Raw genomic sequence first — 16826 nt, 5'->3', positions numbered from 1 at the left:
AGGTGCAAGAAAAAGCGTGTTGGAATTAGTTAAAGAACCTCTCCCGTGGACTCAGACAGAACTAGAGGCTGTATTGCGATCGCAACATCGCCGCTATCATCATCTGCATCCGTTTCATGCGAGGATGAACAGTGGTGATTTAACGCCAACAGAAGTACGGCGCTGGGTAGCAAATAGATTTTACTATCAAAAAAGTATTCCCCTTAAAGATGCTGCTATATTGTCCAACTGCCCTGATTTAGAAGTACGGCGGGAATGGATTCAACGCATCATCGATCATGACGGTCAAGGTGAAGGCGAAGGTGGGATTGAGGCATGGTTAAAACTCGGTAAAGCTGTAGGATTGTCTCGTCAGGAACTTTTAGAAGACCAGCACGTACTCCCAGGAGTTCAATATGCAGTGGATGCCTACGTTAACTTTTGTCGCACTCGACCTTGGATTGAGGCAATAGCTGCATCACTGACTGAACTGTTTGGCCCAGATGCAATTCGAGTCCGCTTAGTTGCATTAGAAGAGCATTACCCGTGGATCGATCCTGCTGGATTTGACTACTTCCGCGCCCGTCTTCACCAAGCGCCCAGAGATGCTCAATATGCCCTCAAGCAAGTTCTCAAACACTGTAAAACTCGTGAGTCTCAGGAGAAAGCAGTACAGGCTTTAGTATTCAAGTGCAATTTGTTGTGGAGCCAGTTAGAGGCGATTGAACAGGGGGATACTAGACCTCAAGAAGTATAGGAGTTAGGGACTGGGACTTGGGAACGCAGGGGAAAAGGTTATGGTTCGGCAAGCTCACCAACCAGGTTAAAGGGAAAAGGAATAAATTTAATCTTTCCCCTTTTCCCCTTTTCCCCTTACCCCTTTCCCTTTACCCATACCCAAACACATTAATTACGAATTAAATGAATACTATAGAGAATCATGCCCGACCGCGCCTAGTTCGTGGTGTGCGTTTACGCTGGGATGACCTGAGAAAGCAGCATTGGCTCCTGGTTCCAGAAGGGGCACTACAATTAAACTCCACAGCAGCAGCAATTTTAGCACTTTGTAACGGTGAGCGGACTCTGAGTGCGATCGCAGCAGAGTTGGAGAAACACTACCAGGGCGAAAATGTGGTAGAAGACGTGCGCCATCTGCTCTCTCGAATTAGTAAACGAGGACTATTAATTGTAGAAGGAATAGAACTAGAACCTGTACCTCCAACCCAAAAGAGTAATTTCTCAAGTGGAGCAGATTTAAACTAAGCACTATTACTAACAATGACAATTGATAGACCTTTAAGCTTGATTGCAGAATTGACGTATCGCTGTCCACTGCGTTGTCCGTACTGCTCCAACCCGCTTAATTGTGGCGATCAACAGTATCGTCAAGAACTTTCCACCGAGGATTGGTTGCGAGTGATTCAGCAAGCCTCGAACTTGGGTGTGTTACAGCTTGGCTTGACTGGCGGCGAACCAATGCTACGAAAAGATTTAGAATTACTTGTGGCCGCAGCAGCTAAAGCCGAACTATATACCACTTTGATTACTGCTGCAACGTTGTTGACTCCAGAACGAGCTACACAGCTGCGTGATGCCGGACTCGATCACGTACAAATTAGTATCCAAGATAGTCGTGCTGCTGAGTCGGACTATATTGCTGGAACTCCTTGTTTTCAGCAAAAACTAGAGGCAGCAAGATTAGTAAAAGCTTTGGGTTTTCCGTTGACACTTAATTTTGTTTTGCATCGGCAAAACCTAGACAGGATTGAGGAGATTTTAGAACTGTGTGAGGTTTTAAAAGCAGACCGAGTAGAATTAGCGAACACTCAATATTATGGTTGGGCATATCGCAACCGTACTGTTTTACTACCCACCCGCCAGCAGCTAGAACGAGCAGATGCCGCAGTGGCATTAGCTAGAGAGCGCAATATCTGCCCAATGGGTATCTTATATGTGCTTCCAGACTACTATGAAGATTATCCCAAACCATGTATGGGTGGCTGGGGTCATCGAGCTTTAGTTGTCGCTCCTAATGGCGATGTGTTACCTTGCCAAGCCGCTAGTTCGATTCCAAAACTAGAATTTGCTAACGTTCGCAACCATTCACTAGATTGGATTTGGTTTAAATCCTCTGCTTTTAATCGCTTCCGGGGAACAGAATGGATGCCTGAACCTTGCCAAAGTTGCGATCGCCGTCAGCTTGATTTTGGTGGTTGTCGTTGCCAAGCGTTACTTTTGACGAATAATGCTGCTGCTACCGATCCTGTCTGTCATCTGTCACCACACCATCACCTAATTACTACAGTTACAAAGCAAGCAAATCAAGAAAACTTGGATTCATCTCTACCTTTGGTTTATCGCTCCATGCAAATGTAATACTGACTTTTCACGTTATGTAGAAAAGCGCACGAAAAACCTAACCCCTTAACCCCCAACTCGTCGCGGGAAGAGAGAAAATTCAAAATCTCTCTCCTTTTAGGCTACGGTGTACACACAAGTCTCTTGATCTGCATCTTTGTTGCATCATCCTGCATCTTTGTTGCATCGACCTGCATCTTTGTTGCATCGACCTGCATCTTTGTTGCATCGACCTGCACCTTTGTTGCATCAACCTGCACCTTTGTTGCATCAACCTGCACCTTTGTTGCATCGACCTGCACCTTTGTTGCATCAACCTGCACCTTTGTTGCATCGACCTACAAAAATTAACCCACCCTACGTTACATAGCCAATACTTTTCGGATAAGCTTAACAATCTCTCTTTTGGTCTGGGAAAAGGTTAAAGGGTAAGGGGGAAAGGTGAATTAAAACCTTTCCCTTTCCCCCTTAACCGAAAAGTATTGGTTACATAGCAACTTTAAAAGACTTGTATGTACACTGTAGCCTTTTAGCAGAAAGATTTAGAGAGATAAAGAGAGGTTTTCCAGATACCATGAAAAGTCAGAAATGTAATAACCCTTGCTAGTTTATTGATTGAGGCGATCGCTTGGTGCGATAAAATCCCCTCCAGGTGTAAAAAACGGAGGGGTTCTTAATTTTGGATAAAGTCGAGATAAACTCTCGGTATTGGAGGCAGAGGTCAAATCAGACTTGTCGAACTCATATCACCTTAAACTGGCATTCTAAAAAGTAAAAGTAGTGCGAAGTGCGCCTACAATTGCTGTTTCATTAGCACTAAAGCCTTCGGGGTTGAAGATAAAATATACGCCAGGGGTAATGGAGATATTATCATTGACCCGATAGTTATAAAACGTTTCTAAATGGTAGGGGGTTGCATCTTCTAGACGAGAAGCAATTCCCGCTACAGATTGTCGGTAAAGCGGCTGTCCAAAAATTACAGCTGCACTGTTCCCTTCATGAAATATATCCCTAAAATGCAACCCAGCCGACCAGCTACTAAAGGTTGTAGAGGCATCTACATTTAAGAGATGAGCAAAAAGTAATGCACCTGATAATGAGAAAGATGTTTTAGGCGCAAACCTCCACGTTACCGTTGCACCAACAGAATTTACATTGATTGGCTCATCAAGAATTGCTAGTGTGGCGTTACCACCAACGTTCCCCAGTTGTGCTGCATTGGGAGTAAATCGAATAGAAGCAATATCAGCGCTACCCAAGCCTGTACCGAGAATATTGATTGTGTGGTAGCTGTGTGCATAGTTGATGCCAATATCAACGCTTGAGATTGGTTTGAGAGTCAGTTGTGCAGCAATCGCTTGTGTACCATTAAAGAAACCTCCTCCCAAAGCTGTATTCAAAAGGCCACGATCTTCTGGTAATGAAGCTGAACCACTACCATAGATAACTCCAAGTCCCACTTGTTTTGAAGGATTCCACAAGAAACCAGCACCCGCTAATAAACCTGTACCAGAAGTGCCTCCTGTAATCCTGACAGCAGCGTTGTAACCTGCAAATCGAGATATTGCACCTTGACTATCGCTGGCGTAGGGAGTGATGGCAGGAAAAACATCTGTAATCTCTGCATTTGTTCCAGCAAAAACAACGAATTTCTGAGACAACGGTAAGACATAAGCTAGCTTGTAAAGACTAACTGAATTTGCTCCGCCATCAGGTTGTAGTGTCTGGGGATTAAAGCCCGGAAATTGAGGTTCAAAGCTTAATTTGGTTGAACCTGCGCCAAGTAAACTTGAATTCGGCAGTAATTGGCCTTGAATGGTTCCTCTGTCATAAAATGAACCTGTTGATCTGAAGTTGTAAGCTTGGAGTCCAACAATCAATAAATCAGTGCCGTTAAAGCTGCTGGTAAGATTGAGCCTAACGCGATTATTGAAGGCTAATTTAGCATCTTGGCTACCGGGTTCTCCACCTGTCGCTGTGGACAAAGAAAAAATCGCTTCGCCATTAAGTTTAGTTGTGGTAGAAAACTGTTGCTTCTCTAAGGTAGCTATGCGAGGTTCTAAGGCATCTACTCGACCACGCAATGTTGCAAGTTCAGCTCCAAATTGTTCTTGAAGTTTTTGGAGAATAGCTAAATCATCTTTGCTAACTAAATCAGCAGTACTAGTAGCAATCAGTTCGTTGATTCTATCCAAGCAAGCATTCAAGCCAGCAGCAAATTCATAACGGCTTAAAGCACGATTTCCTTTGTAAGTACTGTCAGGATATCCCACAATACAACCGTAACGTTCTACTACAGATTGCAGTGCAAGAAAAGCCCAATCTGTTGTCTTGACATCAGATAATTGAGATACGGAGTTTACTTGAGCGATCGCATTAGATTCTAAAGAATTAGAATTAGTTAAAGAAACGCCCCTGTTGTCGTTCTCTGCGATCTCAAAGTTGTTTACAGTTGCGCCAGCAATAGGTTTAGCAGTCGCAGGAGATGCAGCCAGCGAAATGAAAGCAGTAAGTAAGCACAGCCATCTGGCTTTTTTTACAAACATTAATTGGTAGTAATTCACACCTGTTCCTCACACACAAAATAGAAGACCACTGTTTGTTCTTAGCTACTGTATTACTCACAAGCTAAAGTTAGCCTGCTAAAGCAAGCTCTCAAGAATTAAATACTCTTTTTGTTAAGAGTTTGCCAAGTAACTATGCAAATTTGTGCCCGACAAAATTACTTTGTACAGAATTCACATAGTCATATCTTAGCCAATGCATTGACTGAGAGTAGTTGCAGCTTTTATCAAGCCTGAAATTGGAATTTTAACCATTACTTAGTCATCAGTAAAGACTTTATTGTTTTGAAAAAGAATTTTTGAACTTTTTAAACCACTTAAAATCTACAGATATACTATACTTTTTATAAATGGTGATCTATGATGTCTTATTTACAAAAATAAACATTTATAAAGTTTTTCCATCCATACAAATAAGATTAAATTATATTTTTTCTAAAAATGATGTTTTTTAATAATATTAAAATATAACAATATTGAACATCATGACGCTTGCCAAATACTATCTCTTGTATATACCTTTTTTCTTGTTTACCATCTGAGAAAATACGGTTATAAGGTCGCCAACGGTTATATCGAACTTTCTGCCCTGTGACTGCGACTATCCCATTCTCAATTTTTCCTAAATTCCCAATGTACTGGCGTTTGACATAATCTGTTGTCGAGCCTTTCTTTTTATCTCCTGTTTCATCAATGATAAGGATTATTTCTCTTCCTGCTAATACTTGTAGTATCAGCTCTAATCTCATCTCTCTCAAATCTGACAATTTCCAAGGAGATTCTGTTAAGAAATGCAATAGTCCTTGCTCTTACTCAATCCTACTGCACGCGAGGAAAGCTGGTAGAGTTTTGCGTTTAATATCCGATATCATCCCAATATGTAGATATTTAGACGCCTCAAAACTTCTGACTTCTGGAAATAGGTTTTTATATCATTCACAGTAATCATCAACTAATTTTATAGTTTCAGCAGCCCCTCTCGCCCCAAACATAGTTCAGCAAAGAGTTTACGACACTTTACCCTATTATTCTCTCATGAGAGTGATGAAAGAGCGTTATAGATTATGCAGCAAGAACACAGTAATGTTGTACACTGACGACAGATATCATTTAAATAAATGAAAACTACTGTAATAAAATATCAAAAGGAAAAAGCTGGAGAACATAGCCTGATATAAATATCTCTTTGATCGTCAGCAAAAGACCTCCTGCCATGAAGTATTCTGGTATTATCAATCATTAAAATATCGCTTTTTTGCCACGAAATTTCTGTAGTTATTTTTTCAGCAATTTCATTAAGTTCAGAGACAACTTCTTCAGGAATTTCTGAATCATCCTCAAAATTAAGAATCTTCGGGCTTAACTGCTTTGTGGGCAACAGACTATTAATAAATACCTGATATTTTCCACATCTGCTAGGGATAATGGCTGGACAAATATATTCAATCAAAATCGATTGATCGTCATTTACTGTCAGATGCGTATTATTATTTCGACACATTTCTTCTAGCTGATTTAAATCATCTGTTTGGTATTTTTTTTGCCAGTCTTCTTGAGATATCCGAACAGTAAATTTTAACTTCTTTTTGCTGAATAACTCTTTGGTTGAACTACTAATTTCATTAAAAAATTGTCTGCCATCACATACTGTAGTTTCACCATTTTCTAATGGTGGATTAGCACAGAAAAACCACAGCATAAGTGGGATATTCTGCTGATAATACATTTCGCCGTGCAACTTTATCTCAGACTTAAAATCATTGACGCTTAAAAGAGTCTCATCTCCATTAATTACCCTTCTACTGAATGCACCACCAGCATAATTTACAAAATCGATACTCAAGAGATTGGTAAATTCTTTAAAAATATCAACATCAACATCAAATCCTCTAAAAAGTAAGATTCCATTAGCCTTAAACAAATTAATAATTTCTTCTTTGTCTAATTCTAAAATACTTATATCATTAAGATTATTAATTTCCTGAACAATGCTATTTGATCTAGGCTGTATCTTAGTAGTCATATAATTTAATAAATCTTTGTCTGAATTTGAACTGACTGTTGGCGTTAACTATACTAATAGTTTAATACTCAATGATGTCATTGTATTTTATCGATTAGCGTAGGCGTGGCCCGCACTTCTCTACGAGACGCTCCGCGTAGCTTGCTTCCCCGGAGGGGTACGGCTGCGCGGAAATCGAGCGTGCACTGAGTTTCGACATAACGACTGCGCCCTTCGGCTACGCTCAGGACAGGCTCAGTGCATCGCTTGGCGGTAATCGAGCGACTTGCACTGAGTTTCGACACTTCGACAAGCTCAGTGCATCGCTACGCGGTAATCGAGCGAAGTAGAGATTCAACTATCGCGGCGCCGAAGTGAGTCGAGATTCAACTACCGCGCAGTCGTTGTGAGTCGAGATTCAGTGACCGTCGTAGACATCGCAGGACTAAATTTTGTAAAATTAAAAGTGTTATTGCAGTACTAAAATCTCTTTGATAGAACTACATTACAAAGTTAACCATAATTTGTTTATGTAGATTCGGAGATATCAATAAGACTCTAGCCTTGGGTACTGATGCCATAAACTTGAAGAAATTATGACAAAAAAAGTGAAAAATCCAGCATCAAAGTTAGCGATCGGATTGGCATTCAGTTGTATTAGTGTGATACTCAATACTGGTATAGCTAGTGAAATAAGTTTAGCGAAATCAATTAATTCTCAAAAGTGCGATATTTTTGCCTACGTCACCGATAGAGATTCGCAAGGGTTAAATGTGCGGAGTGGTGCAAGTACAAATAACGTAATTATAGGACAAATACCCATTAGCGAAACAGTTCATGTTATTGGTGCTGCTGGAAATTGGGTGCAGATTACTAATGCTAGCAATGGTTTTCAAGGAACTGGATGGGTATTTGTGCCAAAGTTAGGTTTAACAACGCGAGGCTACGGTACTAATGGCGTGGATTTCTATGCTAGTAGCAGTCAAAAAAGCCAAAAACTGAAAAGAATTCCTGCTAATACGCCCGTCAAATTGTTAGGCTGTCAGGGAGATTGGGCGCAGGTGGAATATCAAGGTGTTAAGGGTTGGTTGACAAGGGAAGAACAATGTGGTGCAGCCCTTACTAGTTGTTCTTAGAACCCCACCCCCAACCCCCTCCATCCTCTCCAGAACATCCTCATTTCTAAATCGCACAACCTGCAACCCCAAACTCTCCAAAAATTCTTGACGTATAGCATCCTCCTGTTGCGTGTAGTCGTAAATTTCGCCATCCACTTCTACCACTAACCGCGCTTCATTACAGTAAAAATCGATGATAAAACGATCAATTGTTTGCTGAGGCGGAACTTGAAACCCAAAAGTTGCTTATGTCTCAACTTTTCCCAAAGTAGCTTTTCTGCTGGAGTTGGTTCACACCGCATTTGTCGCGCTAATGGCTTAAGTTTTTTCCAAAGTTCGTGGGGGGTTTGCCAAGGGTATCCCGGAACCCCGCCCCCTAACCCCCTCCCCGCAAGCTAGGAGGGGGGACTGGAGTTGGTGAGAGAGTTTGGCTTGGGGTTGTGATTTTCGGTCATTTGCGATTTTGGTGATTAACTAATTAATATTTCATGTATTATTCCCAGCGATCGCACTCTCCCAACTCCTCAAAACTCTGGCATAATCAGATATGGCTGCACCTAAAAAGCTGATTTAAAGCTTTACGCCAACTAGATATTTTAATAGAATAATCTCATCAAAAGATTCGCAGAAATATAAATGGACTGGATTACACTACTGCGATCGCTACAATCTGATTTTATTAAAAGGTTAGCATCTGGTTGTCTGCTTCATTGTGAAACAGAAGGTCAATATAGTGAATTAACTATAATTTCTGGAGAGAGATTAAAGGCACTACGAGAATTTTGCTGGTTAATGGCTGAGAAATATAAGCGTGTTTTACCAGTTCGTGATGTTTTTCTTAGCTATCTCAAAGGAAAGTTGGGTGAGGAAGTTGTCAAAGAACGTTTAGCTGATTTTATTACTGAAGTCGATTATGAAAAGCGATTTGGCGGCGATGGTAATATAGATTTTACCTTGACTTCTGACCCATCTATTGGTATCGAGGTTAAATCTCGTCATGGTCGCATTGACAGAGTTAGATGGTCAATTAGTTCTGAAGAAGTTGAAAAAAATGCAGTTGTAGTTTGCATTTTAATTCAAGAAGATGTCAGTGAAGCTCAATCTGAGTATCACCTTTTTTTGGCTGGCTTTCTCCCAACCAGGATGATTAAGTTGAAAACTGGTAAAATTTCTTTTGGAATAGAACAATTACTATATGGTGGTGGTTTATGGTGCTATCTAGAACAGTTACAATCTTCTGTAAATAATTATTCTAGGCAACAACTACCAATTTACAAATATCTCCCGAAACAAGAAATTTCATCGAAGCTAACTATTAATCAGGCAGTAAAATCTCCTTTTCAACCTGAACATAGTAATGAGAATTTAAATAAACTTTATATCCAATTGGGTGATGAATATTTTGATAAAGCAGAATATACGAATGCAATTACCAAGTATAATCAAGCCTTAGAAGCTAATCATAGTGATGCTAATTTATATTATAAACGAGGTTTAGCTCACTATCAAATAGGAGATTATGAAGTTGCGATCGCAGATTATTCTCAAGCAATCCAGATGAATATTCATGATGCTAAATCTTACAATAAACGAGGTTTAGCGCTGTATCAGTTGGGACGATTAGAAGAAGCAATTAATGATTATACTCAAGCTATTAGAATTAATCCTCATGTTGCGATAGCCTATAAAAATCGGGCTGAAGCTCGTTCTCAGATAGGAGATAATCAAGGAGCGATTGAGGATTATACCCAGGCTATTAAAATTAACCCTAATTATGTTGATGCTTACAAAAATCGTGGAATTGCTCGTTATTTATTAGGATCTCAATCGGAATTTTCTCAAGCAATTAAGATTAATCCTCAAAATGCCATAGCTTATAAAAAACGTGGTAATGCTCGTTCTGACTTAGGAGATTTTCAGGGCGCAATTGAAGATTATACTCAGGTAATCCAGATTAATTTTAATTATGCCGACGCTTATTATAATCGTGCTAATGCTCGTTTAGAAATTGCAGATAAACAGGGAGCAATTGAAGATTTTCAAAAAGCGGCAGATATCTATCGTAAAGAAGGTAAGCTAGAAGCACTCAAAGATACACGAGAAAGAATATTAGATTTAGAAATAGAAGAATCATTAGATATTTTAAACTTCTAGATAATTGCCTAAGTGCCACATCTTAGTCCTCTCTTCGAGAAGGGGGATAAGAGTGGTTAGATTGTGATTTTGAGTCATTTGCCAACTAAGGCTAGCTGATTAATTTTGTATTTATTATACCTAGCGATCGCTTTATCTGTAAAATGCGTAATTTAATACTCAAACTGGGTATTACAAATAAGTACTCTTAGATGAAATAGGTTTTCAAAGATGATTTTTAGCTTCAGAAATACTAGTGCTGTGTGTGCCGTATTTTTATTAGTCAGCGTTAGCAGCTTTCACAATTCAGCCATAGCAACTATAAATAACCAGCCCCAACTGTTAGCACAGCAGAGTAAAACCCAGCCACACCCAGTTTTTAAATCCATTCTGCCTAAATTAAAGCAAAAGAGTCAAATTCGGATTCTTTTGCCGAAGTTTATTCCTGAGTCGGATGGGGAAAATCCAATTTACGCAACTATAGAAACTGCTACGCCAAAGGAGTACGATATTTTACTGGGTTTCAGCCCCGACTGTAATGGTGCTTCTGCATGTCGTTTAGGCGTTGTTACGGCTGAAGCTGTAACCCGCAAAACACCCCGCCTGACTGGTAAACCTGTATCCTTAGCTAAGGGAATTACTGGCTATTTTGTAGATTTTACTTGTGGTGCTGGTTGCTCAGATGCTACCTTGACTTGGAGACAACAGGGTGTGCAATATGTTGTTGGGTTGAAAGCAGGCGATCGCACTTCTTTAGTGAAAATGGCTAATTCTGCGATTAATCCCTAGCTAGCGTCATTTGATTGTACTTCCTTACAAAACAGCCGTGGCAATTGAGATACATTTATGGCGTAGCTAACAATCCACACCAGCAATTCAAAAACCAATAAATATCGTACCCACTGCAACTCGCTTGTAGAATCCAAAAGTGTCAAACCCTCATATAGGATTCATATTTGATTGCGTGAAAAAAATTCGGTACACCTTAATCTTCTGAAATCCTATTGCAAGAGTGCCTATTGCCCACTAAGCCAAGTAATTTCAGTAATCAAACCGGATTCCTATATAACTGCCAGAAGGACTAAAGATTTTGCCCTATATCCCGTTTATAGGGCAATACATTTGGAATCAGATAATTTACCTTTCTAAAAGTACAAAGAGGATTTTAACCTTTGTTTGCTCGATTTTCTTGTATTATATGAATAATCGATGGTACTAAAGAAACAACTATAATTAATCCAATAATCGGTAACAAAAACTTATCTACCTGTTCAGCTGGCAGAGATTTTCCTAAGAAAAACCCTAAAAAGGTGATTCCGAATGTCCACAAGAATCCACCGATTAAGTTGTAAGACATAAATGTTCGGTAATGCATCGCACCAAGTCCAGCCACAATCGGCGCAAAAGTGCGAATAATTGGTGTAAACCTCGCCAATACTAGTGTTTTCTTGCCATGTTTCTCATAAAAATCCTGGGTTTTTACCAAGTGTTTTTTATGAAACAACCATGAATCTTCTTTCTGAAATAATTTTCTACCAAATCTGTGTCCTGTAGCGTAGCCAACATTATCACCCAGAACTGCACAAACAAAAGCACCAAAAACCAAAACCCAAATGTTAAACTCTGATTTTGGAAGAGATGCAAGAAATCCAGCAGCAAATAGCAAACTATCTCCTGGCAGGAAAAAACCAATTAGCAAACCAGATTCTGCAAAGATAATTCCCCACACCCCAAAATAGCCAATTTTTGTAATTAGGTCTAAATCTAAATGCATATAATCTTTTACCGTTAAACAATAAACCTAAAATATCTTAACGTTCTGCAATTTTCTTGAATAAAAAGTAATATTAAATTTACGTAAAGTTATTGTGCCATCTTAAGAAATGTAATGACAGGTGGCAGGTTTTGGGTTATGGGTGCAAGATGCAAAGATATTTGAAAGTACTAAGATTATTTTGGGGTGCTGCGATCGCCGCAGAATTGGAATATCGGATTAACTTTTTTATAGCTACCCTCAGCAGCTTGGGAAATCTTGTCGGCAGCCTTTTTGGACTATTCTTGTTTTACCGCACTGGCTACACTTTTAGTGGTTGGTCATGGGAAGCAGCTTTAGTAGTTTTAGGAATTTTTACCTTACTCCAAGGATTTTCTGCTACTTTTCTGTCGTCAAACTTGAATCGCATTGTCCGCCATGTCCAGGAAGGCACTCTAGACTTTATATTATTAAAACCTATCCGCAGTCAGTTTTGGCTTTCCACTCATACCCTTTCACCTTGGGGACTGCCGGATCTAGTTTTTGGTTGTATTATCATTGGCTATGCAGGCAAACGCCTCGGTGTAGGGATAGACGGCTATTTACTTGGCGTGCTGCCGTTACTATTCAGCTTGGTGATTTTGTACAGCCTGTGGTTTATGCTGGGAGCGATGAGTATCTGGTTCGTCAAAATATACAACGCTACCGAAGTGCTGCGTGGTTTGTTGGAAGCCGGAAGATATCCTATCGTCGCATATCCCACTGCTTATCGTTTTTTCTTCACCTTTGTGATGCCCGTAGCTTTTTTAACTACTGTACCAGCCCAAGCGTTATTGGGTCGGAGTGAAATTAGCTGGTTGATAGGTGCGGCAATATTAGCAGTAGGTTTGTTTTTTGCTTCTACTTGGTTTTGGCGGTTTGCGTTGCGGTTTTATACTAGTGCTTCGAGTTAGAGACTTCCAAAGGGTCTGGGAGAGAGGTCATACCAAGTTGCGTTCAAAAATATTAGTTTTGACAGGCTGTTCTTGAGCAGGGGAAGAAATACTACATATAATTGCAAAATGGTATCAAATAAGACTTGTCGAACTCACGTAAAATCGGCGGATAGTGCCCCTTGCGCGTCGGAAACCTCCACTCCAGTTTTGCGTTCAATACCCATCCATAACGTAATTCTCAATTACGAATTGCTAATGAGGGTTGTGGCAAATCCGGTTAATTTACGTTTTGGTCATTTTTTCCTGAATGAATGTCCTGTTTTACCTTTCTACTCGCTGTAGATGTGATTAGAAACGCAAGGATTATTGGGGAGAATTCTTTGAGCATCGAAAACGACGGTCGCGGCAGTGGCAGGTAGTATTATGGCTTTTGTATTAGTTATAGATAGCGTAAGCGCAGCCCACTGTAGGCATCGCTATCGCCTGGTGAAGCCCCCATATTAAGCTGGCATTATGTTGAATGGGGCAAGAGTGATTAAAGAGGGTTAATGTCTTTTACCTGCTCCTAGATATAGCTCACCCACTTTCGGGTCATTCAACAATTCTTCACCAGGGCCTGAGATCGCATCGCGTCCCGACTCCAGTACATAGCCGCGATTAGCCATCTCTAAAGCCTTACGGGCATTTTGTTCCACTAATACGATCGCAGTACCCGCCTGATTAATTTGTTTAATCTGCTCAAACACTTGTGTCACCAAAATCGGCGACAAAGCAGCAGATGGTTCATCCAAAATCAGCAAACTAGGTTCCAACATCAAAGCTTTACCCATCGCTAGCATCTGGCGTTCTCCTCCAGAGAGAGTACCAGCGCGTTGACGACGGCGATCGCTTAATTTGGGAAACATACTAAATATTTTATCTTTAATTGGTTTCAGAGGAACGTTAAGCACAAAAGCACCCATCTCCAAATTCTCTTCAACACTAAGGGAGGGGAAAACATTGGCGATTTGCGGTACGTAGCACATTCCTCGCTGGACAATTTGATTGGACTTTAGCCCCACGATATTTTCACCTTTGAAGGTGATTGTGCCTGTATGGGGGATCAAAAGTCCAAAAATTGCTTTTGCCAAAGTAGATTTACCCGCACCGTTGGGGCCAATCACTGTCACCAATTCCCCTGGTGCAACCCGGAAATTTACACCTTGCAGGATATCTACATCTTTGATGTATCCAGCGTGAACATTTTGAACGTCTAATAAATAGTCATTAGTCATTAGTCATTGGTCATTTGTCATTGGTCATTGGTCAACAGTCAAGTCAAACATAACTATTGACTATTGACTGTTGACTATGGACTATTACGGAGTTTTTTGCAACTCTGGTCGTTCTTCTGCAAGAATCGCCCCTTCTACAGGGCAAACTTGGAGACAGATGCCACAGTCGATGCAAGTGGCAAAATCAATCCAGTACCAATCAGTTCCCTTGGTGTTTTTGCCTGGGCCATCATGAATACAAGCTACTGGACAGGCATCTACGCAGTCAGCAACGCCTTCACAGACTTCTGTAACAATTGTATGCGGCATGTTCTCGATTCCCTCTCTTCTGTATCGGCTATTTCTAGCCTAGCAGGGGAGGGGGGGAGCAGGGGAGCAGAGGGGCAGGGGAGGCAGGGGGGCGGGGGAAAAGGTTATGGTTCGGCAAGCTCACCAACCAGGTTAAAGGGAAAAGGAATAAATTTAATCTTTCCCCTTACCCCTTTCCCTTTCCCAATGCCCAATGCCCAATCCCCCACTCACTTAACGCAATGGTTCTATTTTTGGCGAACCATCAGCTTTGATCCAGGCAATTTGGGCAATGCCGCGATCGCTTGCATATTGGCGAATTGCCTCTGTATCTCTTCCTCCTAAGTCAATTTCTACTCGCACCAAATCAGTAGAATTTCTGAGTTTTTGCGCGTAGACAAAGGCGGCAGCGTTAGCACTAGCTGTCTCTGGTGCTACCAACCAGTCACTCGCTGGAGTTTCTTGTGGTAATTGCTGGGTTGACAACAGAACTTGGTATAAATCTTCGATACTTAGTCCAAAACCAATTCCGGGAATGTTTTCACCTTGAGGATGATATAGCCCCAAAAGCTGGTCATAGCGACCACCGCGCCCTAAAACTCTAGTTTGTGATTCAGTATCGTTGACAACCTCAAAGACAATTCCAGTGTAGTAATCTATGGTTTGGATGAGGCTGAGGTCGAGGATTAACGGAAATTTTTTCTCTGATTCTAGTAATTCTACTAGGGATTTGAGGTTATTCACTGCCTCTCGCTGTTCTTCATCTAAATCCAGACTACTAACTTTTTGCAACACGTCTGCACTTGATCCACGCAAATCCATGATGATTTGGGCGCGATCGCGCAGTTTGTCACTTAGAGGTAAATTATCTATGGTGATGCGGTCAAGATGAGCGATCGCACTGCGAACTTGATCTTGTAAATTAGCAGGAAAGGCACTCAGGAGCGATCGGGTAATTCCCGCCTCACCCAAAATTAAATGCCATCCCTGCAAACCCAATGCTGCCAAACAATCTGCTACTAACAGCAGGACTTCCGCATTAGCCAACAATCCGCCAGCACCTAGTAACTCCACTCCAGCTTGATAAAACTCTTGCTGGCGATTATGCCTACTTTCCCAAGTGCGACGAAACACATTGGCGTTGTAATACAACCGTTGTGGATAAGTGACACCAGCCATCCGAGTCACAACAGTACGAGCAATAGATGCTGTTAATTCTGGACGTAGCCCTAATTCATCATCTTCGCCATTTTGTTGTAGTTGAATCACCATCTGACGCTGGATTGCTTCCCCCGCCATCAGGGTATCCATCCGCTCTAAAGTCGAGGTGATAATCCTGTGATATCCCCAGCGATGAAACACCTGCTGTAACCGCTCTTCAATCCAGCGTTTTTTCTCCACATCCAAGGGTAATAAGTCCCTGGCTCCTGCTGCTGGTTGATACACCATTATTTTTTCTTCCCACCAAACAAACCACCGAACAAACCACTACCAGATTTATCTGGTTGCTTATCTCCATTATTGGGGGATGAAGTCACCTTATGATCGCTAGGTTGTTGTCCTAAAGCCTTATCTATTTTAGGTTTCCATTGCAGAGCCGTTTCGTCATTAGGATCTAATTTCAAAGCATTGTCAAAGTGGATTTTGGCCATTTTTAGCTGATTTTGCTTCAAATACACCATTGCAATTAAGCTATGACAGCGACTATTTTTCGGTTCTAGCTTTAGGGCCTCTTGCAACTCTACTTTGGCTGGGGCAAATTGGTTTTTGTCAATCAAAGATTGAGCGCGACGAATGTACTGTTCTACAATCAAGTCTTCTTTTGGTGGCGCTGGCGCTGGTGTTGGTGCTGATGCTGGTGCTGTATTTTTTGGTGTATTTGGCTGAGGTGTACCTGATTGGACTTTGGGTTGAGCAGGTGGCGGCGCGGCGGATGATTTACCCGCACTCCGCATTAAATACACTAAATTCAACTCACTAGCTTGGGCAATGACTTGCAGTGCTTGTTCTAAAGAATCATATTGAGTTTGGGCTAGCTTTGCGATCGCAGTTTTATAAAAATGATCGATATTAGATGCCTCAACTAATTGTTTAGCCAAGTCGGTATTTAAAGTTACCGAAGTCGATTCCTGTACCAGACGCTTACCAATTTGCGACAAAATTAGAATATATTCAGTGCGAGTGCGATCGCCAGAGAGTTTTTCGTAAGCTGGGTTAACCAGCTTTGATAACAATTCGTTACCGAGATGTTTTTGAGCATCACTTTCAGTAATACTACTGTCTGGGTGCAAACGGCGGGCGACTTGGAGATAGCGTTTGCGAATCTCTTTGACATCCGCATCAACTGCAACGCACAGTACTGCGTGATGGTCTATGAAATCATATTTAAATAGTCCACGATCTATTTTGAAAGACATATAGA

At 41.0% G+C, this 16826-nt stretch carries 15 protein-coding genes and 2 pseudogenes; 8 read left to right on the top strand and 9 right to left on the bottom strand.

The window, feature by feature from the left end:
• Nucleotides 1-16: 16 nt before the first annotated feature.
• The 4 genes from pqqC to RMX98_RS24795 all read left to right on the top strand — a co-directional run bounded on the left by pqqC (nucleotide 17) and on the right by RMX98_RS24795 (nucleotide 2707).
• On the top strand, nucleotides 17-736 hold the full coding sequence (gene pqqC / locus RMX98_RS24810; RefSeq protein WP_322675923.1) for a pyrroloquinoline-quinone synthase PqqC: 720 nt from the start codon (nucleotides 17-19) through the stop codon (nucleotides 734-736).
• A 164-nt stretch (nucleotides 737-900) separates the two neighbouring features.
• Nucleotides 901-1242 carry a pyrroloquinoline quinone biosynthesis peptide chaperone PqqD gene (gene pqqD / locus RMX98_RS24805; RefSeq protein ID WP_322675922.1) on the top strand — a complete coding sequence of 114 codons (342 nt, stop codon included), beginning with the start codon at nucleotides 901-903 and terminating at the stop codon, nucleotides 1240-1242.
• Between the two features lie 15 nt (nucleotides 1243-1257).
• The gene (pqqE, locus tag RMX98_RS24800) at nucleotides 1258-2355 is read left to right on the top strand and encodes a pyrroloquinoline quinone biosynthesis protein PqqE (RefSeq protein WP_322675921.1); all 1098 of its coding nucleotides are present in this window, start codon (nucleotides 1258-1260) and stop codon (nucleotides 2353-2355) included.
• A 139-nt stretch (nucleotides 2356-2494) separates the two neighbouring features.
• Nucleotides 2495-2707 carry a hypothetical protein gene (locus RMX98_RS24795; protein WP_409881802.1) on the top strand — a complete coding sequence of 71 codons (213 nt, stop codon included), beginning with the start codon at nucleotides 2495-2497 and terminating at the stop codon, nucleotides 2705-2707.
• Between the two features lie 394 nt (nucleotides 2708-3101).
• On the opposite strand, the gene RMX98_RS24790 is transcribed toward RMX98_RS24795, so the two are convergent.
• The 3 genes and pseudogenes from RMX98_RS24790 to RMX98_RS24780 all read right to left on the bottom strand — a co-directional run bounded on the left by RMX98_RS24790 (nucleotide 3102) and on the right by RMX98_RS24780 (nucleotide 6924).
• Complete coding sequence (locus RMX98_RS24790; protein ID WP_322675920.1) at nucleotides 3102-4901, bottom strand: iron uptake porin; 1800 nt, start codon at nucleotides 4899-4901, stop codon at nucleotides 3102-3104.
• 590 nt (nucleotides 4902-5491) lie between these two features.
• Nucleotides 5492-5893 (bottom strand): annotated as a pseudogene (locus RMX98_RS24785) (transposase); the annotation flags it as partial.
• Nucleotides 5894-6042: 149 nt separating this feature from the next.
• Nucleotides 6043-6924, bottom strand: coding sequence for a TauD/TfdA family dioxygenase (locus RMX98_RS24780; protein WP_322675919.1), 882 nt, complete (start codon nucleotides 6922-6924; stop codon nucleotides 6043-6045).
• 575 nt (nucleotides 6925-7499) lie between these two features.
• Between RMX98_RS24780 and RMX98_RS24775 the strand changes: the two genes are divergently transcribed.
• Entirely contained in the window at nucleotides 7500-8039 is a 540-nt protein-coding gene (locus RMX98_RS24775; protein ID WP_322675918.1) for an SH3 domain-containing protein, read from the top strand.
• Here the strand turns inward: RMX98_RS24775 and RMX98_RS24770 are convergent.
• Nucleotides 7938-8335 (bottom strand): annotated as a pseudogene (locus RMX98_RS24770) (endonuclease domain-containing protein); the annotation flags it as partial. The gene RMX98_RS24775 and the pseudogene RMX98_RS24770 overlap by 102 nt on opposite strands.
• Nucleotides 8336-8657: 322 nt before the next feature.
• Here RMX98_RS24770 and RMX98_RS24765 point away from each other — a divergent pair.
• Nucleotides 8658-10175 (top strand): tetratricopeptide repeat protein, encoded by a 1518-nt coding sequence (locus RMX98_RS24765; protein WP_322675917.1) that lies wholly within the window; start codon nucleotides 8658-8660, stop codon nucleotides 10173-10175.
• 210 nt (nucleotides 10176-10385) lie between these two features.
• On the top strand, nucleotides 10386-10943 hold the full coding sequence (locus RMX98_RS24760) for a hypothetical protein (RefSeq protein WP_322675916.1): 558 nt from the start codon (nucleotides 10386-10388) through the stop codon (nucleotides 10941-10943).
• A 376-nt stretch (nucleotides 10944-11319) separates the two neighbouring features.
• Here RMX98_RS24760 and RMX98_RS24755 read toward each other — a convergent pair whose 3' ends face one another.
• A complete protein-coding gene (locus tag RMX98_RS24755) occupies nucleotides 11320-11928 on the bottom strand; it encodes a VTT domain-containing protein (protein WP_322675915.1) in 609 nt (202 codons plus the stop codon).
• A gap of 149 nt (nucleotides 11929-12077) precedes the next feature.
• On the opposite strand from RMX98_RS24755, the gene RMX98_RS24750 reads away from it, so the two are divergent.
• A complete protein-coding gene (locus tag RMX98_RS24750) occupies nucleotides 12078-12860 on the top strand; it encodes an ABC transporter permease (protein WP_322675914.1) in 783 nt (260 codons plus the stop codon).
• 527 nt (nucleotides 12861-13387) lie between these two features.
• Here RMX98_RS24750 and RMX98_RS24745 read toward each other — a convergent pair.
• The 4 genes from RMX98_RS24745 to RMX98_RS24730 form a co-directional block, all read right to left on the bottom strand.
• Nucleotides 13388-14116 carry an ABC transporter ATP-binding protein gene (locus tag RMX98_RS24745; protein ID WP_322675913.1) on the bottom strand — a complete coding sequence of 243 codons (729 nt, stop codon included), beginning with the start codon at nucleotides 14114-14116 and terminating at the stop codon, nucleotides 13388-13390.
• 84 nt (nucleotides 14117-14200) lie between these two features.
• Nucleotides 14201-14425, bottom strand: coding sequence for an indolepyruvate ferredoxin oxidoreductase subunit alpha (locus RMX98_RS24740; protein ID WP_094353237.1), 225 nt, complete (start codon nucleotides 14423-14425; stop codon nucleotides 14201-14203).
• Nucleotides 14426-14638: 213 nt separating this feature from the next.
• The gene (locus tag RMX98_RS24735; RefSeq protein ID WP_322675912.1) at nucleotides 14639-15853 is read right to left on the bottom strand and encodes an ATP phosphoribosyltransferase regulatory subunit; all 1215 of its coding nucleotides are present in this window, start codon (nucleotides 15851-15853) and stop codon (nucleotides 14639-14641) included.
• Entirely contained in the window at nucleotides 15853-16821 is a 969-nt protein-coding gene (locus tag RMX98_RS24730; RefSeq protein WP_322675911.1) for a J domain-containing protein, read from the bottom strand. Before RMX98_RS24730 ends, RMX98_RS24735 begins: the two co-directional genes overlap by 1 nt.
• Nucleotides 16822-16826: the final 5 nt, after the last annotated feature.

Source organism: Nostoc sp. DedQUE02 (assembly GCF_034531035.1).
GTDB lineage: Bacteria > Cyanobacteriota > Cyanobacteriia > Cyanobacteriales > Nostocaceae > Nostoc.
Note: the sequence above shows the minus strand (reverse complement) of the source record. Positions and strands in the feature narration are given on the sequence as shown.